Source organism: candidate division Zixibacteria bacterium HGW-Zixibacteria-1 (genome assembly GCA_002838945.1).
Classification (GTDB): Bacteria; Zixibacteria; MSB-5A5; order GN15; family PGXB01; genus PGXB01.
The window spans coordinates 1-20283 of record PGXB01000014.1 but is presented as its reverse complement, the minus strand read 5'-3'; the positions used below and the strand labels follow the sequence as shown (position 1 = coordinate 20283).

General features: G+C 48.3%; 17 protein-coding genes. 9 read left to right on the top strand and 8 right to left on the bottom strand.

Annotated elements, in window-relative coordinates:
• Nucleotides 1-24 precede the first annotated feature (24 nt).
• The 9 genes from CVT49_07195 to CVT49_07155 all read left to right on the top strand — a co-directional run bounded on the left by CVT49_07195 (nucleotide 25) and on the right by CVT49_07155 (nucleotide 12293).
• A complete protein-coding gene (locus CVT49_07195) occupies nucleotides 25-708 on the top strand; it encodes a hypothetical protein (protein ID PKK83667.1) in 684 nt (227 codons plus the stop codon).
• 402 nt (nucleotides 709-1110) lie between these two features.
• A complete protein-coding gene (locus tag CVT49_07190) occupies nucleotides 1111-4287 on the top strand; it encodes an isoleucine--tRNA ligase (protein PKK83666.1) in 3177 nt (1058 codons plus the stop codon).
• 14 nt (nucleotides 4288-4301) lie between these two features.
• A complete protein-coding gene (locus CVT49_07185) occupies nucleotides 4302-4685 on the top strand; it encodes a transcriptional regulator (GenBank protein PKK83665.1) in 384 nt (127 codons plus the stop codon).
• Entirely contained in the window at nucleotides 4624-5232 is a 609-nt protein-coding gene (gene lspA, locus CVT49_07180) for a signal peptidase II (protein PKK83664.1), read from the top strand. The genes CVT49_07185 and lspA overlap by 62 nt, the downstream gene beginning before the upstream one ends.
• A 64-nt stretch (nucleotides 5233-5296) precedes the next feature.
• Complete coding sequence (locus CVT49_07175; protein PKK83663.1) at nucleotides 5297-6373, top strand: MRP family ATP-binding protein; 1077 nt, start codon at nucleotides 5297-5299, stop codon at nucleotides 6371-6373.
• 991 nt (nucleotides 6374-7364) lie between these two features.
• Nucleotides 7365-8744, top strand: a complete 1380-nt coding sequence (locus tag CVT49_07170; protein ID PKK83662.1) for a chromosomal replication initiator protein DnaA — start codon at nucleotides 7365-7367, stop codon at nucleotides 8742-8744.
• Nucleotides 8745-9015: 271 nt separating this feature from the next.
• The gene (dnaN, locus tag CVT49_07165) at nucleotides 9016-10128 is read left to right on the top strand and encodes a DNA polymerase III subunit beta (GenBank protein ID PKK83661.1); all 1113 of its coding nucleotides are present in this window, start codon (nucleotides 9016-9018) and stop codon (nucleotides 10126-10128) included.
• Nucleotides 10128-11219 (top strand): hypothetical protein, encoded by a 1092-nt coding sequence (locus CVT49_07160; protein ID PKK83660.1) that lies wholly within the window; start codon nucleotides 10128-10130, stop codon nucleotides 11217-11219. The genes dnaN and CVT49_07160 overlap by 1 nt, the downstream gene beginning before the upstream one ends.
• Nucleotides 11220-11237: 18 nt before the next feature.
• Nucleotides 11238-12293 carry a hypothetical protein gene (locus CVT49_07155; protein PKK83659.1) on the top strand — a complete coding sequence of 352 codons (1056 nt, stop codon included), beginning with the start codon at nucleotides 11238-11240 and terminating at the stop codon, nucleotides 12291-12293.
• A gap of 106 nt (nucleotides 12294-12399) precedes the next feature.
• Here CVT49_07155 and CVT49_07150 read toward each other — a convergent pair whose 3' ends face one another.
• From CVT49_07150 to CVT49_07115, 8 genes are all read right to left on the bottom strand, one after another.
• On the bottom strand, nucleotides 12400-12882 hold the full coding sequence (locus CVT49_07150; protein ID PKK83658.1) for a hypothetical protein: 483 nt from the start codon (nucleotides 12880-12882) through the stop codon (nucleotides 12400-12402).
• Nucleotides 12883-13149: 267 nt separating this feature from the next.
• Nucleotides 13150-14247 (bottom strand): ABC transporter permease, encoded by a 1098-nt coding sequence (locus CVT49_07145; protein ID PKK83657.1) that lies wholly within the window; start codon nucleotides 14245-14247, stop codon nucleotides 13150-13152.
• A gap of 4 nt (nucleotides 14248-14251) precedes the next feature.
• A complete protein-coding gene (locus tag CVT49_07140) occupies nucleotides 14252-15358 on the bottom strand; it encodes an ABC transporter permease (protein ID PKK83656.1) in 1107 nt (368 codons plus the stop codon).
• Entirely contained in the window at nucleotides 15336-16082 is a 747-nt protein-coding gene (locus CVT49_07135) for an ABC transporter ATP-binding protein (protein PKK83655.1), read from the bottom strand. The genes CVT49_07140 and CVT49_07135 overlap by 23 nt, the downstream gene beginning before the upstream one ends.
• A gap of 3 nt (nucleotides 16083-16085) precedes the next feature.
• Complete coding sequence (locus CVT49_07130; protein ID PKK83654.1) at nucleotides 16086-16994, bottom strand: hypothetical protein; 909 nt, start codon at nucleotides 16992-16994, stop codon at nucleotides 16086-16088.
• Nucleotides 16991-17887, bottom strand: coding sequence for a hypothetical protein (locus CVT49_07125; GenBank protein PKK83653.1), 897 nt, complete (start codon nucleotides 17885-17887; stop codon nucleotides 16991-16993). Before CVT49_07125 ends, CVT49_07130 begins: the two co-directional genes overlap by 4 nt.
• Entirely contained in the window at nucleotides 17874-19244 is a 1371-nt protein-coding gene (locus CVT49_07120) for a hypothetical protein (GenBank protein ID PKK83652.1), read from the bottom strand. Before CVT49_07120 ends, CVT49_07125 begins: the two co-directional genes overlap by 14 nt.
• Entirely contained in the window at nucleotides 19171-19809 is a 639-nt protein-coding gene (locus CVT49_07115; protein ID PKK83718.1) for a hypothetical protein, read from the bottom strand. The genes CVT49_07120 and CVT49_07115 overlap by 74 nt, the downstream gene beginning before the upstream one ends.
• Nucleotides 19810-20283: the final 474 nt, after the last annotated feature.

Here is a 20283-nt window from a genome sequence, read left to right as displayed (position 1 = left end):
TATATTTGCTCGGATCAGACCATTATGAAAAAGAATACTGTCATTATATTGGGAACCCGTCATCTTTCCGGTATAGAATATCCGGAATACCACACCAGATTAAAGAGCATAGTGCTGGAAATTGAACCGGATATAATCTGTGCGGAGTTGTCACCGGAGCAACTCGAGGGCTACACAACCTGTGATTCCAAACCGGAACAACGGGATGTGATCATTCCACTTGCGAAGGATTCAAGAATTACTATTGTCCCGATACAGCCGCCTACAGAAGAAGGCTTGGCCAGAGAGAGGGCAAAGGCGGCTATTATAGATGAAATATTGACCGATGACAAGTCCAGAGCAATCTGGGAATTCATTGATAAATACACTAATTATTTGGGCGGTTTTTGGCGTGAGCAGATGATTTATCCTGAATGCATAGAGAATTCGCAATTGTCGGAATTCCACTCAATGAATGAGGCTCTGGATATGACCATCAAGCATTATTTTCCCAAACTCCATGAATATTATATTTCGGGGAATGAGTATTTTCTGAAAAAGATCAATCAAGTAATTGACCGAAATACAGAAAAGAGAATTCTTATCGTCGTAGGGATGGGTCATAAGTATTGGTTATGGAATAGGCTTATTAAGATAAAGAGTATAGATTTGCACGATTTGAATTCTTATCGACGAATAAGGAAAGCTAGTAATTCAAGCTCGGAATAGAGTCATCGGACGAATGAGAAACCCGACAAGATTATGATCCAACAAATGTCCGGGTTTCTCGTTTATTCGCCAAGGCTCATGCGCTCGGAACGCCGACCTACCGACTTTTCCAGTGATAATAATTTTGTGCTCGGCTGGTCCAGAAAAAGATCGACTGCGGCGGGTTTGAGAACCCGCCGATCATTTATAGGGATGGCAACTAACAAAATGGCAGGAGTCCGGAGACTCCTTCCCTACCCTTAAATCGAATATGATTTCGAATAACGATATTGCCTTATGATTTCTCCACAAATAATCCACATTCGGGGAATATTTCACTTTACTTTACTCTTTCGTTGGCTTAATTTATCAGGTTATAGAAAATCATTTTTTTGAAAAAACTTAACGTATAGATGTAAGCTTATGAAATTCGACCAGTTAAATGAGTTCAAAATTCCCGATGCAGAAGCCAAAATTCTCAAATTCTGGGAAGATAACAAGGTGTTCGAGAAGTCGATGGAAGCGGTTCAGGACCGCCCGCATTTTGTCTTCTATGAAGGCCCGCCGACCGCCAATGGCAAACCGGGGATTCATCATGTCCTGTCACGAACCATCAAGGACATGGTCTGCCGCTATAAGTCGATGAAAGGCTTCCGGGTGGACCGCAAGGGCGGATGGGACACACACGGCCTGCCGGTCGAAATCGAGGTCCAGAAACGGCTCGGATTCGAAAACAAATCGGATATTTTCAAATATGGTATCGATAAATTCACGCAGCAGTGTAAAGAATCGGTGTTCAAGTATATTGATGACTGGAACACACTTACGCGCAAGATGGGTTACTGGCTCGATCTGGATAACGCTTACATCACCCTGGCCGATAATTATGTCGAGACAGTCTGGTGGATTTTGAAGAACTATTTCGACCGGGATTTGATATACAAGGGATATAAGACAGTGCCGTTCTGCCCGAGCTGCGAGACCGGTCTGTCGAGCCATGAGGTTGCCCAGGGTTATGCCGAAGTGGCCGACCCTTCGGTGTTTGTCAAAGTCAAAGCAGTCGATGAAGATTATTACTTCCTTGTCTGGACCACGACGCCATGGACGTTGCCGTCAAATGCCGCCCTATGTATGCACCCAAACGCCAACTATGTACTGGTGAATTATAAGGGTGAGAAGCTGGTCCTGGCCGAGGCTCTGGCCCCCTCAACCCTGCATGATGAATATGAGGTTTTGGAGAGGAAGCGGGGCTCAAATTTCGCGAATAAAAAATACATTCCGTTGTTCGACACATTTAAGGATATGTCGGACAAGGCCTTTTATGTCATCAACGGCGATTTCGTGACGCTCGAAGACGGCACCGGAATTGTCCATATCGCGCCGGGATACGGCGCCGATGACTACGAAATCGGTCAAAAATATGGCCTTCCGGTTCTTCAGGCGGTCGCCCCCAACGGCCATTTTGTACCCGGTTCAGGTAAGTATGAAGGGAAGTTTATCAAAAAGGCCGACCCGTTTATAATTGAAGATTTGAAGACTGAGGGCAAGCTGTTTAAGGTGGCAGAGTATGTTCACAACTACCCGTTCTGCTGGCGCTGTGATTCGCCCTTGATCTATATCACCCGGCACAGCTGGTATATCCGGACGACTCAGTTTAAGGAACAGCTTCTTAAAAATAGCAACGCCATCCACTGGTATCCGGATGAAATCCGCACCGGCCGGATGCTGGAATGGCTGGAAAACAATGTCGATTGGGCCCTTTCGCGCGAACGTTTCTGGGGCACGCCGCTTCCGATTTGGATCTGCGACAATGAGTCATGCGGCCATATGACAGCGGTCGGTTCACTCGAACAGATTCGCCGGGACGGTATCGACGTGCCGGATACTATCGACGTTCATAAGCCGGGTATTGACGCCATCAAGCTTAAGTGCGAGAAATGCGGCGGCGCCATGACACGCGTGCCGGAAGTTATCGACACCTGGTTCGATTCCGGGTCGATGCCTTATGCCCAGTGGCATTATCCCTTTGAGAATAAGGATGTTTTCGAAATAAAGTACCCGTGTGAGTTTATCTCCGAGGCGATCGATCAGACCCGTGGCTGGTTCTACACACTCCTGGCCATCTCGACCATGCTTTTCGACAAAGAGCCGTTCCGGAATGTCCTTGTCCATTCGCATGTCCTTGACAAGGAAGGCAAGAAGATGTCGAAAAGTAAGGGCAATGTGGTCGATCCTCTGTATATTTTCTCGCAATACGGGGCCGATCCGCTGCGCTGGCTGTTCATCAATGGTTCCAATCCCTGGCTGGCCAAGAAATTCGACGAGAAGCAGCTTGACGAGGTCATCCGAAAGTTTTTCGATACGCTGAAAAACAGCTTTAGCTTCTTTGCGCTCTACTCCAATATCGATGATATCGCGGAAAGGGCCAATAAGGAGTCTAATTCGGTTTCGGAATTTCTGGGACAGTTTGCCGGCCCGCCCGAACGGATCGATCAATGGATCATATCGCGCTATAACACCCTTGTCAAAAATGTCGGCGAGCGGCTAGATAATTATGACATTACGCCGCCGACCCGCCAGATTACCGATTTTGTTATCGATGACCTGTCCAACTGGTATATCAGGTTAAACCGGCGTCGGTTCTGGGCTCCGGAGAATGATCCGTCCAAAATGCGCGCCTATCTGACTCTTTACGAGATCCTGTGCGGTGTGGCCAGGCTGATCGCCCCGGCAGCTCCGTTTATGTCTGAATTCCTCTGGCAGGAGCTTACGGCGCCGAATAAGAAGGATGGACGGATCTCGGTTCACATGCAGGATTACCCCGATTTTGATGAAGGCGTTATCAATTCCGAGCTCGAGGAATCGATGGCTCTGGCCCAGAAAATCGTCTCGATCGGACGCGCCGCGCGCAACCGGGTCAATATCAAGGTCAGGCAGCCGCTGGCCGGGGTTCTGGTGAATATTCCCGGAATCGGTAAATTCGATAAGGTTAAGACGGAATTTCGGATAATAAAGGATGAGTTGAATGTCAAGGAGATAGAGGACTTATCGGATATTTCCTCGGTGGTTTCTTATAAGGGCAAGCTCAATTTTGCCAAAGCCGGCCCGCGATTGGGCTCGGCGGTGAAGCAGATCGCGACCAGGGTGACCGGACTGGCGAGTGATGACCTTGAAAAGTTCATAAAGACCGAGAGCCTTGAAATCACTATTGACGGAACCTCGTATCAATTGACCAAAGAAGAAGTTGACATTGAGAAGCTGGAAAAAGAAGGTTTTGCGGTCGAAAGCGACGATGGAATAACAGTTGCGCTCAAAACAGAAATTGACGATATTCTGCGCGACGAAGGGTTCGCCAGAGAGATCGTCAACAAAATCCAGAACATGAGAAAGTCTTCTGGATTTGAGGTGACCGATCGTATTAAAATAATGGTCAGGACCGAAGAGCCTCTTGCGGCCGCAGTAAGAAAGCATGACGCATTTATTTGCGGAGAAACGCTGGCTGATGAAATTGCGCTTGTCGATTCGATTTCGTCTGAAAATGGCGGAAAAAACTGGAACATAAATGGTATTAAGGCGGATATAGTAGTCATAAGGATATAGAATTGGGAGCACCCATGAAAAAAGACGAATTGGAAAAGTATGAAAAGCTCCTCTTGAAGAAAAGAGAGGAACTGGCGGAGCAGCTCAAGCGCAGCAAGGAAATACGCGATGCCACGACCAAGGATGCCACCGGTGATCTCTCGAGCTATTCATATCATATGGCCGATCAGGGAACTGATAACATGGAGCGCGAGAAGGCCTTCATGTTTGCCTCGAAGTTGGGACGCCTGTTGTACCACATCGATGAAGCCCTGAGACGGCTTCGCAAAGGCGACTTCGGAAAATGCCAAACCTGCGGCAAACAAATTCAGAAGGCCCGGCTGGAAGCGGTTCCGCATGCCAGGCTCTGCCTTGAGTGTAAAGAAAGTGAAGAGGAGGCCAAGACTGGCCGGCGTTAGTAAACGACATCTGCTTATCCCGTTACTTACTCTGGCGGTAGTGGTTATAGCCGACCAGTTGACTAAGTTGTATGCACTTGGCCGTCTCATTGAAGGCCAGCCCTGGCAGGTTCTCGGTACTTTTTTCCAACTAAAGCTGATTTTTAATAAGGGTGGCGCCCTTGGGACCGATTTCGGAAGCGGTATCTTCTATTTGGTCTCGTCACTTCTCATTCTTTTGATCGTTATTTATTTCATTTACATCAATCGCCACAATCTGTTGATTTCGTTGCCCATGGCGGCCGTCGCGGGCGGCGCAGTCGGCAACATCATAGATCGTATTCGGTTCGGCAAGGTGGTCGATTTCCTTGACTTCGATTTTTTCGATATAAACATGTTCGGTTTGCATTTCGACCGCTGGTGGGTGTTTAACATTGCCGATGCATCAATAACCATCGGTGTTATCATTCTGCTGATCTTTCTTCTTTTTCTCAATCAAACAGAACCGGCCGTAAGACCGGAAACAGATAGAAATAATGATGAAATCCCAAAAGATTTCACTCAATAATTGGACTATTCGGTGATATCAGCATTTATAGATAATAAGTACCTCAAAGCAATAAGGTGAAGCTATGATAGATAAAAACAAAGTGATGGAAGCCCTTGGCACGGTCAAGGATCCTGAATTAAATCGGTCTTTGACCGAACTGAATATGATTAAAGCGGTGGATATCGACGGCGGCAAAGTTACGGTCGAAGTCTCCCTGACGATACCGGGCTGCCCTCTGAAGAAAAAAATCAGTGAAGATGTCAGCGGCGCCCTGGCCGAAATCGCCGGCGTGGAGCAGGTTGAAGTTAAGATGGGGACGATGACACCGGAACAGCGAAAGGATTTGGCGAAGAGAATTTACGGCAAGGATCATAAAGCTGACGCGGCGTCTCACGGCAAGGAAGCGCCGGTGGCCGGCGATTTTGCCGATCGCGTTATTTGTGTCGCTTCGGGCAAGGGCGGAGTAGGTAAATCGACCGTTACAGGCAATCTGGCCGGGGCCCTGAAAAGGCTCGGCTATAAAGTGGGCGTTCTTGATGCCGATGTCTATGGTTTTTCGATCCCGAGGATATTCGGGGTGAGCGGTCAGCCGACCACAATTGATGATCATATCGTACCTATTACCAAGGATGGCATACAGATAATATCAATCGGCTTTTTTGTGGACGAAAACACACCGGTCATCTGGCGCGGTCCGCTTCTGCATAAAACCATCAATCAATTTATTTCCGATGTCCTGTGGGACAAACTCGATTTCCTTCTTATTGATCTTCCTCCAGGGACAGGTGATGTCACCATATCGATTGCACAGGCGCTCCCCAAATCAGAAATGCTTGTCATCACGACACCGCAGCCGCTGGCGTCGCATACTGCCGGACGGGTTGCCAAGATGGCCGAGCAGACTAAGTTATCGGTGCTCGGCGTTATAGAAAACATGGCTTATTACGAGACTAATGGCCGGCGGGAGTACATTTTCGGTAAGGACGGGGGTAAGGATTTGGCCAAATATCTGAAAGTTCCGTTCATCGGTGAAATTCCGATCAGAATCGAGATACGCGAGGCTGCCGATTCGGGACAACTGATTGCACTATCAGAGAGCAAAGAATTATCGGGGTACTACCTGGAACTGGCATCGAAGGTTGCCTCGACTAAACCATAGTACTACCTGTTCTCCAAGAGGGCATTACAACTTTTAATAAAATTTTTTTTGTCGAAAAAAATTATTGCAATAAAAAGCAAATACAAAGCCCTTCCATAATCGGATGTCTCACAGATAATTTTGTCTGGAATAATTTATTGCGAAATATTATGGTGATATTCCCGGAGAGTCGCTATATTCTATTAAGCTAGGTCAGGCCTGCCTGAAATCACAAAATAGTAAAAAAATGTGAATAACTTTCTTCTCTTGTCATTGCTTATTGTGATGCAAGCGCTTATTGGTATTAATTTTTTGTCAATTGTGGCCTAAGTGTGGATAAATCCACGATGAAGAGAGAATCCTGAACTTTAAATTGCCCTGTCGGACATGTGGTCGTCGGGGCGAGAAACCTGATTACTTAAGAAATGAAACTGATCTCATCAAGCATGTATTCATTGAACCCAAAACATTATTTTTGCAACCACATAAAATGCTGTACTTTTCTCTCATCGGCAGGGGCGTCCTCCGGCGCCCGCAGCCAAAATATAATCCATCAATTCATAGAAGCGTTCCCGGTCTTGCAAACAATGAAGGTTAAACCGCAAAAGTCTCAGTACCTGTTGATGCCATATACATTACAACTTTCAACAATTTTTTTGAGGTCGATAAATTATTCTCGTTATAAATTGACAAATTCGGGGTTTTTTGATAATCTCTTGAAATTAAACGAGTTAAAATATCTTTTAAAATTAAGCTTCGAACCCTTGACGTCATAATTATTGTACCTTTATTTGGAGTTTATTAGAAGTTATTGAATAAGAGCATGTTAACAAATTATGGATAACTGTTTTCAGCGCTGATTTTTTTGCCAGAGGAAACCTTACCGCCATGACAAACAAAGCTTTATGCGCCATAACATGGATCGTAAATTCAAACATGCTTTTTTCACACCTATATATTATTCCTAGACAAAAGTGATTTCACAGGATCAAAATCCTTGAATTCTCTTAGAATGGGGGGAGGAATGACGATTACCAATATTTCGGAATACCAGAAAATGTGGGAGAACTGTCTGGACTACATGTCGCTTCGCGTCAAGAAACATTCCTTTAGTACATGGTTCAAGTATACCAGGGGTGCATACGATTCAAACGCATCATCAATTATTGTAACAGTACCCAATCAATTTGTCGCCGACTGGCTCTCCGACCGATACTCCGATCTTATTTCCGAAGCTATCCGGGAAGTTGCCGGAAAAAGTATTGACTTCATTTTTGAAATCAGTAATCCGTCGGATTTTGACTCACAGACCGAGATTAACTTCAATCCTGTCAGAACGCCGGCGCCCGCACCGCAAAATTCACGGCTGGATTATCCGCTGAATGAACGTTTTCGATTCGATAATTTTGTCGTCGGAAAATTCAACCAATTCGGGCATGCCGCCGCCGTTGCGGTCGCGGAGGCTCCGGGGAAAACACCATATAATCCGCTGTTGATATACGGTGGAACCGGGCTCGGCAAGACGCATCTTGTACAGGCCGTCGGGCATTTTGCCCAGGAGCAATCGCCCAACAAGAAAATTGTTTATGCCACATCCGAAAAATTCACCTCCGACTTCATTAATGCCGTTTCCACCGGGAAGATAACCGACTTCACATCATTGTATCGTTCGGCTGATATTCTGTTGATCGATGACGTTCAGTTCTTTTCCGGAAAAGAATCAACCCAGGAGCAATTCTTTCACACCTTCAATGATCTCTTTCACTCCGGAAAGCAAGTGGTCCTCACTTCGGACCGTCATCCGCGGGATATTAAAGGTCTCGAAGAAAGGCTGCTGTCACGGTTTTCATCCGGCCTGGTGGCTGACTTGCAGCCGCCCGATCTTGAGTCGAGAATTGCCATTCTCAGAAAACATACCGACCAGGAAAAGGTCCTGATTCCTGAGGATGTTCTTTATTTTATCGCCGACAATGTCACCAGCAACGTTCGCGAACTGGAAGGGTGTTTGACCAAACTGCTGGCCTATGCTTCGCTGGAAAAGACTGAAATAGACCGCCACTTTGCCGAACGTGTTCTCGGAAAAGAGATTGTCCGCCCCAAAAGAGAAATTTCCATCACGGAAATTCAGAAGAAAACGGCGGAGATTTTCAGGACAGATCCGGCCATGATGACGGCCAAGAAAAAAACATCCCAAATAGCTCTGGCCCGCCAGGTAGCCATGTATCTTTCAAGAAAGCTGACCGCTTTTTCGCTGAAAAGTGTCGGTGAGGCTTTCGGCGGGCGCGATCATTCCACAGTCATTCATGCCTGCGAAATGATCGCCAAAAGAATTGAAAACGACTACGATTTCAGAGAAAAAATAAATAATCTCGAGGCGGCCCTGCTGGCTTAAGGCTGTCAATAAGCGGTGGTTTAACCGGTGTTCGAAATGTTGAGAAATTTAAGTTGTGGAAAAGAGACAAGATTAAAAACTTTTGTTGACATCCTATACTCAAAGAGGCTATCCTTTTCAGGAGTAGATAAGTTTTTGAAAACGAACACCTAAGACGGATGAAAACAGAATTATTAACATACCAACAGGCATTATTATTATTATATATTATATATATATAGAAAGAATAATATCTATTAGTTGTGTATAACAATGTCGGAGGAAATCATAAATGAAGTTCAACCTATCTAAATCGAGGCTGAGCGGATATCTTCAATCTGTATTGCAGGTAGTTCCAACTAAATCGACTTTACCGATTTTATCGAATGTCATTTTCGAGGCTCTTGAGGATAAGTTAAAAATTTCGGCAACCGATCTTGAGGTGTCAATAACGGCGACTTTCGATTGTGCCGTGGCCAAAAAAGGAATTGCGGTCCTTCCGGGTAGAATATTATTCGATATCATCAAGGAATTGCCCGAATCGGAAATAACATTTGAAGGAACTGCCAGTCGAGTCGAGATCAAAGTTCCCAATGGTTCCTACAAAATAGCCTGTGCCACCGCTGAAGATTTCCCTAAACTACCGGTTGTTAATACCAAGAAGCAGATAAAAATTGAAGGTTCCGATTTTGTCACGATGATCAAAAAGACGACCTTTGCCTGTTCACTGGATGAAACGCGGCCGGCGCTCAATGGTGTTCTCTGGTCCACGAAAGGTGACATGATGACCATGGTGGCCACCGACGGTCATCGCCTGGCCAAGATCTCTATGGAGAATTCCAAACTCAAAGGTGTTTCCGAAGATATTATTATTCCGCCCAAGGTTCTGAATATTATCCCGAAGTTCATCAGTGAGTCCGACGGTGAGATCGGCGTTATTTTCGGCGAAAACAATATCATTTTCAACCTGGATGATATTATCCTGACCTCACGTCTTATCGAGGGACCATATCCGAATTATGAGCAGGTTATCCCCTCCGAGACCGACAAAACAATGTCAATTTCCAAAGATGAACTTTCAGGAGCGGTCAGGCGCATTGCGATATTGTCCAACTCTTTGACGCACCAGGTCAAATTCTCTTTGAAGGGAAACGCTCTGACGATCTCAACGACCAACGCCGATGTCGGTGGCGAAGGCAAGGAAACGATTCCGTGTGAGTATGCCGGCGAGGCTCTTGAACTTGGCTATAACGCCACTTATGTGAGCGAAATTCTCGGCAAAATGGACAGTGACGAAGTAATATTCGGTCTGTCGAATGCGGTTTCCGCGGGCGTTATCTATTCACCCGATATCCCGAAGGAACAGTTTCTCTGTCTGATTATGCCGTTAAGGCTTGCTGACTGATGCTTGTAAAAAGTATCGAATTAAACTTCTTTAGAAATCTTGGCACCACCCGAATTGAATTTTCGGATGGTGTCAATGTTTTTTACGGCAAAAACGGCGCCGGCAAGACCAATCTTCTCGAAGCGGTCTTTGTGCTGATGCTGGCCCGCTCGCCGCGAGGGGTCACCGATTCGGTGATGCTGACCGAGGGCGCCGAATACTATCGTCTCGAAGGGGAGATCGATCTGTCGGGACGGATGCATGAACTGGCCGTGGCCTATCAATCGGGCGGACGAAAAAAAATAACCATCGACAAAATATCCGCGCGGGCATCCGAGCTTTTCGAAACCTGCACCGTCGTATCAACTGCGCCGGAAGATATCGAGCTGCTTTCCGGGCCGCCGTCGAATCGCCGCGAGTTCGTGAATATTTATCTCTCGCAGGCATCGAAAAAATATATGGCCGACCTGATCGATTATCAGAAAGTGCTGGCCCAGAAAAATGCTTACCTGAAGCAGGAAAACAATGCCGGTGAAACACCGTATGATGATCTCCTGATAAAGTACGGCTGTAATATCATGCTGGCGAGAAAGGCATATCTTGATGCCATCGCCGAGAGCGCCGCAAAAAATTATGCGGTGATATCGCGCGGACAAAATCTCAGCCTGGAATATAAGCCGTCAGTCAGAATCGATAATGACGACTGGAGCGAGACGGGCATACAGGATCATTTCGCCGCCAAACTTAGGCGTTATCACGAGCGCGAGAGAGCCATGCAAACGGCAATGGTTGGCCCGCATCGCGACGATATCGATTTCAGCATCAGAAATCTCCCGGCCCGCTCCCATGGCTCGCAGGGGGAGCTGCGAACCTCGGCGGTGTCGCTCAAGCTGGCGGTATTCGATTATCTCAGGAAAGTGCGCGGTGTGAAACCGGTGCTTCTGCTGGATGAAATTTTCGCGGAGCTTGATCCCGGCCGCAAGGAAATGCTGGTGGAGTTGTTCGGCGAGTTCGGGCAGATTTTTCTGACTTCAGCCTCCGAGATACCGGCAACGCTGCTGGCCCGGGCGCGGCGGTTCAAAATCGAAAATGGGGATGTTTTCCCGGAATAAAATGGCTATATTGGGGCTATGCCGAAGCTCAAAGTCATCAACATCGAAAAGTCCTTTGCGGATAAGCAGATTCTTCACAATATAAATCTCGATACCAACGACGGTGAGCTGGTGGTGGTGCTGGGGCCCTCCGGATGCGGCAAATCGACCCTTCTGCGGATTATCGCCGGGCTCGAAACGCCCGACACGGGTGAGATCTGGATCGGTTCCAACCGCGCCGACCGCCTGCCGCCGCGCAAACGCAACGTGGCGCTGGTTTTTCAGAATTACGCTCTCTATTCGCATATGACAGTCGAGCAGAACCTGGCTTTCCCGCTCAAGATCGCCAAAATGGATCGCAAGGAGATCAAGGATCGAGTGCTGGCCACGGCGACGCTGTTGGGGCTCTCGGACCGGCTGGATGACCATCCGGCCAAGCTGTCCGGCGGGCAGAGGCAGCGCGTGGCGCTGGGGCGGGCCATTATCCGCAAGCCGGATCTGTTTTTGCTCGATGAGCCGCTGTCAAATCTCGATGCCGACCTGCGGACACGGATGCGCCGCGAGCTGGTCGAGCTGCAGAAAAATCTGGGAGTGACGACGGTTTATGTCACCCATGACCAGACCGAAGCGCTGACCATGGCCGACCGGCTGGTGGTCATCAAGGATGGGCATGTCAGGCAGATCGGGACGGTCGATGAGGTGTACAACAGGCCGGCCGATACTTTTGTAGCCTCGTTTATCGGGTCACCAAAAATCAACCTGGTCGAGGGATGGATTACCGAAGGGCAGATCAAGCCGTTTCGGATATCGCAGGTGTTCGTGCCGTCCGATTATGCCTCGCAGGAGATTATTGTCGGTATCCGCCCCGAGGATATCATGATCGACCCCGAAGGAAGATACCACGCCACCATCAGGACGGTGGAGTATCTCGGCGACCGCTCGATAATCACCGCCCGGTATATCGACCGGGATATCACGCTGGTGGCCGAACCGGGCAAATTCAAGCCGGACGACAACATCAAATTTTCCATCATCCCCGACAAAGTTCATCTGTTCAGCAAAGAGACGGGCGAGAGTTTGGCGAGAAGGTATTGATTGCAGTTAACGCCGTTTTTCCAGTAATTGAATTTTTAAGTTCTAAGTAAGGCAGGATCCGATATTCCGCATATTGCGGAATGAGTGATCCTGCCTATTCATTGGATTAAAGTTCAGAGACAATTTTTATTTGTTTAAAATCTGCACGAATAGATTCAAGTGCTCCATAAAGCTGTCCTCCGAGTGCGAAGATTGTATCTTGGGAACAATTGTCATGGCAGATTACAGCAGCAAGAAATTGTGCTATTCCAAGGATTCCGTCCTGAGGTATTGTAGACAATGCCTTATCATACACCGGTAATAGAGAATTTATTTCTTCCTGATCGTGGTTATCCAAATAGTCTTGGATGCATCGGTTCATCTGTAAAGCTATATCTATGCCATACTTTTTAATAACCGCCATAGATAGAACGGTGATATGAGCCGCTCTTATGTTTTTCAAATAACTACTATCTGATGCCATTACCACTGCATTGTCCGGCCAAGATTGCTTAAGTTGTAGCCAAAGTGTTGTTTGTTGTGAGCTAAAAAGAAGATCAAGGCGAGTCTTACAATACTCATTTACGGAAATTTTTCGCTTAAAAATCATATTATGTCTCCCAGTCCTATATTCAGGCTTAAAAACAGGGCACGCCTTGCCTCTTAGGTAAAATATGATGTTTTGAGAAAATGGCAAGGGGAAAATGGGTGTGGTGTCGGGTGCCCTTCATGTCATTCAGGATCTGCGACTGAGACCCGTCACCACTTTAGGATAAAAAATAGGCAGGATCGCTGGTCCCGTCTGCGACAGGACTGCGGATCATGCCCTACTGAAGACTGCATCTGACAGCATGGGAATTCAAAATACAAATCATCATCACTTCACGCGTTTGGAGAAGCGGATCCAGGAGAGGGTGAAGAGGGCCACCGCGAATATGCACATGGCCAGAATTTCCGGATAGAGAATGTCGAACGAGGCGCCTTTCATCATAATGGCCCGGATAATGGTCATAAAATAGCGCAATGGATTAAGATGCGTCAGGTACTGCACCGATTGGGGCATGTTCGATATCGGGGTGAAAAAGCCAGCCGTCAGGATGGCGAAAATCGAGAAGAACCAGGCGAAAAACATCGCCTGCTGCTGGGTTTTGGTCATGGTCGAGATAAACATGCCGATCCCGAGTGTCGCCAGAATATAAATAAACGACAAGCCATAAAGCAGCAGCCATGATCCGGCAAAAGGAATGTGGAACCAGATGATGCCGATCAGCAGGGCCAGCGACATTTCCATATAAGCGAGAATGGCATACGGAATTATTTTGCCGAGAATGAAGGCCGGGGTGGTGATCGGCGTCACCATAAGCTGCTCGAGCGTGCCGATCTCGCGCTCGCGAACGATGGCCATGGAAGTCATCGAAACCGTAATCATGGTAATCAACGTGGCGACAATTCCGGGAACCATGAAGAACACCGATTCGCTCTCCGGATTGTAGAGCCGCTTTTCTTTTATTTTGACCGGCATTTTAAAACCGGTAACTTTTTCATTGAAATTGCGCGTGATAACGCCGGCATAACCAAGCGCCACCGCCGCTGAGTTGGCATTGGTACCATCGACGACATATCCCACCTTCACCGGTTTGAAATTAGTAATACTCTCGGAGAAATCACTCGGAATGATCAGGATCGAGCGGAATTTGTTTTTAAGAAATTCAATATCCGAATCGGTCAGGTTCAACTCCGACGAGCCGATATTGAAGTAATCCCCGGCGGACAACGAGCGGATATATTCGCGCGACAACTCGGAGCGGTCGAAATCATAAACGGCCATATCAATATTTTTGACATCGGTGGTGATGGCATAACCGAGCAACAGGAGCTGGACGATCGGCATGACAAAGATGACACGAAGCATCATGCGGTCACGAAAAACCTGGTGGAACTCTTTTCTGATGAGAGCTATAATCGTTCTATACATGTCATCAACCTATTTTCAGCTTGAAGCGTTTAACGGCAATGGCCAAAAGGCCGATGGTCATGGCGATCAGGAAAGCGGCTTCGACCCAGAGAACCTGTATCGACGAACCCTTGAGCATGACACCCCGGATGATCTGGATGAAATATCTGGCCGGTATGAAATGCGTCAACACCTGCAGCACGATCGGCATATTTTTTATTTCAAAGATGAAGCCGGACAGCATCACCGACGGCATGACAGTCAACAACAGGGCAACAAGCATCGCCAGTTGCTGAGTCTTAACCACGGTTGAGATGACGATACCGAGTGACAAAGCGGCGGCGATATAAATAAGCCCGAACAGGAGCAGGGTAGACCCGATAAACGGCACGCCGAAGTGAAAGACCGCAAAAGCGAGAATGAGAAAACCGTCAATTAAGGCCAGGGCAATATACGGAATCACCTTGCCGATAATTATCTGTCTCGGTGTCACCGGCGCGGTGAGAAGCTGTTCCATGGTGCCGGTTTCTTTTTCGCGGGCGATGGTTATCGAGGTCAACAGAGCGGAGATCATCATCAGGATAACGGCGATCAATCCCGGAACGAAGAAATGGGATGATTTCAGGTCGGGGTTGTAGAGCACCTGCTGGGAGATGGTCACGCCCGGTATTTCGAAATTTGGGGGCAATTTGCTTTTGACATACTCACCCAGGATAATATTGGAATAACTCGAAATGGCCGCGGCGGTGTTGGCATCGGCGCCGTCCACCACCAACCCAAGTTCAAACTCGTCTTTGTTATGAATCGCTTCGGCAAAGCCGGACCTGATGGTCAGGACGGCGCCGACATTACCCGTTTTTAGAACGCGCTCGGGGTCGGAGATATCGGGCTGATGTAACGATGGTACAAAATATCCCGAATTGAAAAAATCGGCGCCAAGCTCGCGGGATTCCAGGGTCCGATCGAAATCGATCACAGCCAGTTTGATATTCTTGATGTCGAGATTGATGGCATAACCATACAGGAACGTCATCAATATCGGCATCAGGATGGCAATGACCAGTGAGCGCACGTCACGCAGGATATGGCGAACTTCTTTGGAGGCGATGTTATAAATTTTGTGCATCGGCATCTCTTTCGGTGATCAATTTGATAAACAGTTCCTGGAGATCGGGCTGGTTGTATTTTTGCACCAGTTTTTCCGGGTTGCCGATCTCGATAATTTTGCCGCGATGCATGATGGATATTCTCCGACAGAACTCAGCCTCATCCATATAGTGAGTGGTAACGAACAATGTCGTTCCCTGGTCGGCCAGACGATACAATATTTCCCAGAAACGCCGCCTGAAAACCGGATCGACCCCGCCGGTCGGCTCATCGAGAAAAAGAATCTGCGGGCGGTGCAGAAGCGCCGCCGCCAGGGCCAGCCGCTGGCGCCATCCCAGGGGAAGTGAAGCGCAGGAGCGATCGATAAATTCCGAAAGCGTCAGATATTCCGCCAGTTCATCGATTCGATTTTTAATATCGCGATGATTAAGGCCGTAAACCGATCCGTAAAAAGTAAGATTCTCGCGGCCGGTAAGATCACAGTACAATGAAAACCTCTGCGACATATAGCCGATGCTTCGTTTTATTTTTTCGCTCTCTTTATATATATCCAGGCCGGCCACCGTGCCGCCTCCCGATGTCGGCAGCAGCAGGCCGCAGAGCATCCTGATGGCAGTCGTTTTGCCGGCGCCGTTGGCTCCCAGAAAACCGAAGATTTCGCCTTTTTCGACATCGAGGCTGATGGAATCGACAGCAGTGAAACTGCCGAATTTCCGCGTAAGATTATTTATGGTGACGGCATATTCCATCGGTCATTTGCCTATCTGCTGAATAAAAACATCTTCCAGATCGGGATCGATTTCTTCCAGCATGTCCGGCTCGATACCGACGTTATGAAGCCGATCATGGAAACTGTTAATGGGTGTGTCGGCGGAAGTGTAGAGATGTATGGTGGAACCGAACCGCCGCGAAGAGAGACCCTCGATTTGCTCGAGCTGCGCCATACTTTTCGCCGACGGGAAAAAATCGGCCCGATAGACATTACCGTCAAAGTGCGCCACCAGCTCCTGCGGAGTGCCTTCGGTAAGTTTGCGTCCCTGATAAATAAATATGGCCCGGTCGGCCAGCGCCACCTCATCCATGTACGGCGTGGAGACCATGATCGAAGCACCCTCAGCCTGAAGCTTCTTAAGAATATCCCAGAACTGACGGCGGGAGAGCGGATCAACGCCGGTGGTCGGTTCATCGAGCAGCAGTATTTTCGGATCATGGATAAGGTTGCAGCTCAGGGCCAGTTTTTGTTTCATGCCTCCCGACAGGGCGGATGCCCTCCGTTTGGCGAACGGCCCGAGCCCGGAAAATTTATACAGGGCATCTTTTTTTTGATCGAACCGTTTACGATTGAAGCCGAACAACCCGGCATAGAAAACAAGATTTTCCTCGACCGAAAGATCGGGATAGAGCGAGAACTGCTGCGGCATGTATCCAAGAATATCTTTGATCCTGTCAAATTCGGTTTTATGCATCCGGCCGCCGATGGTAATATCGCCGGTTTCGAAATCGATCAGATTACAGAGGCTTCGGAAGATAGTCGTTTTGCCGGCGCCGTCGGGACCAACCAGGGCCAGCAGTTCGCCCTGACCGACGGTCAACGAGAAATCATCGACCGCCTTAAGGTCGCCGTATTTTTTCGACAGATTATGTACTTCTATGGCATTCATGGTATCGTCACGGAGACCGGCATCCCGATTTTAAGTCTTTCATCCGGGTTGGGGATGGTAATCTTAACGGCATAGACCAGATCGGCGCGGGCCTCTTTGGTCTGGACATTTTTGGGTGTAAATTCGGCCGACGAAGCGATCCAGGTGACAGAGCCGTGCATGATTTCGCCGTTATCTTCCGGGTCGATATCGGCCTGTCCGCCCAGTTTGATTTTGCTCAAATCGGAGGGAGGAAGGTACACTTTTACCCAGACCGTATCGAGGCGCGAGATCTTTATAAACGGCGCCCCCATCCCGACCAGCTCGCCGGCATCGATAAATTTATCGGCGACAATTCCGGTCAGAGGAGAGGTGGGGAAACAATCGGTCATTTGCTTGTCGAGCAGAGCAATTTCGGCCTCTATTTTTTTCAAGTCGGCGCGGGCGGCATTGACCGCGGCATCGGCCTGCTTTTTCGCCAGCCCGGCAAGATTATAGGTATTTTCCGCCTTATCGTATTGCTGTTGATTGACCGAGCCTGATTTTATCAGCGCCGTCATGCGCTCGAATTCCTTACCGGCCAGATCATAGTTGTAGACCGCCTGTTCGCGGTTCAACGAAGCCATCTGCATCTGCGTCATGGCTGCTTGGTGCATGGCGGACGCCTGGTTCAAGCGTAATGAGACGGTGGTGGTATCGATCATGCCAATCGTGTCGCCGATTTTTATTTTATCCCCTTCCTGGTAATACAGCGCTTCGAGCTTTCCGGCGGTTTCGGCCGAGACTATGATCTCGGTCGATTCGATCAATCCCGAGCCGCCGGGCAGAACGTTGTTCTCGCCGCATGATGCAATCACCAGACTGATCAATATTGAAAATATTATGGGGCCGGTTTTCATTTTATAATCCTCCATATATTTTTTCGGAACCAATGGCGTAGAGATGCTCGGTTCGAGCAATGTGGTAATTTATTATCGAGGCCCGGTACTGCTGCTCACTCGAAGTAAGTTCGGCCTCGATTTCGAGCAGACGGTTGACCGTCAGAAGTCCGGCTTTTTGCTTGTTGTCGGCCAGACGGTACTTCTTGCGGACGATGTCATATTCTATTTCGGAGGTGCCAACGGTCTGATAGGCCAGTTTGATTTTTTCCAGGGTGGTCTCGGCCATGATGGTCAGCGATCGCTCCAGGTCATGCCGCTGCATGCGGGCCGATGAAGCCGCCTGACGCGCGGCGTTGGCGGTGTGCGAAGTTCTCCCGCCAAGATTCAGGTTCCAGTTGAGGGCCAGCCCGGCAATCCAGTAATGATCCCACTCGCCATTGAAATAATCGCGATTCGGTTTGCCATAGGAATATCCGGCAAAACCGCTGACCGACGGGAAATACTCAGAACTGTTCAGGCGCGTGGTCTGCTCGGCGGCGCGGATTTTACTGTCGAGCATCTTCAGCTCAGCCCGGTTCGATTTGTCCGATGTGGGTACATTCTGCTCGGCACCGGGCGGCGTAATTGTTTCGGTCAGATCCAGTTCGGTTTCACCCGGTAATCCCAGCAAATTCGCCAGGTTTATCATGGCGGTGGCGACGGCCGACTGTTTTTCCGAAGCGGCCAAAGATACCTGTTGATACGCCAGCTCCGCCTCAAGAATATCGATTGAGTCGGCCAGGCCGCTTTGATAGAGATTATGAACGTTGCTGCGGATAATGTCGACTCGTTTGAGCGATGCCTCCGCCGATGAAGCCACGGCCCCGGCCAGCATGGCACTCAGATATGCCTTGCGGCTGCCATAAGCCGAGTTCAATCGTTCCGCCTCGAGTGCAAAGCTCCCGGCATGCAGATTCTCGGAATTGATTTTGATGTTCGACGAAATCTTTCCACCGGTGAAAAGCGGGACGTTCAACTTGAGATCGGCCTGATAACTGTTCTTCGAGCCGAAATCGCGGCTGCCCATAAGGGGGAATGTTACTGTCGGGATATTGTCCACAAAGCTGGAGCGGGCATCGAGATTGAGTGACGGAAACCGCAGCGATTTGGCCGCTTTGTACTGGTACATGGCGGCGAGTGAATCATACTTCGATGATTCGATATTGTACGAATTCCGCGCCGCCATTTGGATGGCATCGGACAGGGAAAGCGAAACCGCGGCAGGCACCTCACCGCCGAACAGGGTCAGGGATACCAGAAGTAATATAATGACGCTATTATTTCGCAAGAAGGCCGTGCAGGAAAAGATCCGGCACTTCCTTTTTGCGTTTTTGCAAAAATCGCTCTTCATTTTTTATCTCCCACATTTGATTTACAATGGGTGATGCTATAAAATAAAAAATATTCATACCCATGAAGGAAATGATGGCATGTGTGCTGTCCACATCGCGGAACAAGCCGCTTTTCTTTCCCTGATCGATGATGGCCTTCATTTTCTTATGCACTTCCTGCTCCGAAAAGACGGTGGCAAAGGCCTCCTTGAGGCGCCCGCCGCCAACGGCCAGCTCGCGCAGAAAGATGGCCCGAAAATCGCCGGAGCGATAAAACATATCCTGATAAAACGAAGCTATCTTCTCGAGCATCTCCATCGGGTCGCGCGATTCTGCCGAAGCTTTACCCAGAAACGCGGCAATATTGGAAACAACCGCTTTGATGACTTCCTGATACAGCTTTTCCTTGGAGCCGAAGTGGTAATATATCATGGCCTTATTGACACCGGATTTGGCGGCGATACGATCGACCCTTGCCCCGGCGAGCCCGTGGCGGGCGAACTCGGCGCGGGCGGCGATCAGGATTTTTTCCGCCGATATTTCGCCCCGCCCCTTGCGATCCGCTGATATTTTATCTTTCTTCATAATAAAACCAACCATTTAGTTTAACTAACCAATTAGTTAATAAATTATGCGACTTTGTCAAGCGGTTTTTTAAAGAAGCATTAAAAAAATTCAAGATTATCATGTAATCTGGTGATTGATTGTGGCTTGCAGGGGCGGGCTTGAAACCCGCCGTGTTCTTCACTAAAACTATTTTAGTGGTAGGTTTCGACAATTTCATGACTTGTCAAAGATCCTGAGCTTCGAAGGAATTTCCCGATGTCAATCGGGGAATTGTGACCTAAACCATAAATTTTCTCTTTGCCATTCCCTCTAAACATCATATTTTATATAAGTGGGATACCACATCTTAGAATGACAGCTCGGCATAAGTCCATAGGCAAGAAAGTATCTAAAATAGTAGATACCGTCTTAACTGTCAAGGGCATAGTTAGGATTAAAGGGTAAATTGTTTTTCAACATTGCCCGGATCATCATCAGTAGTTTTTTCATAAC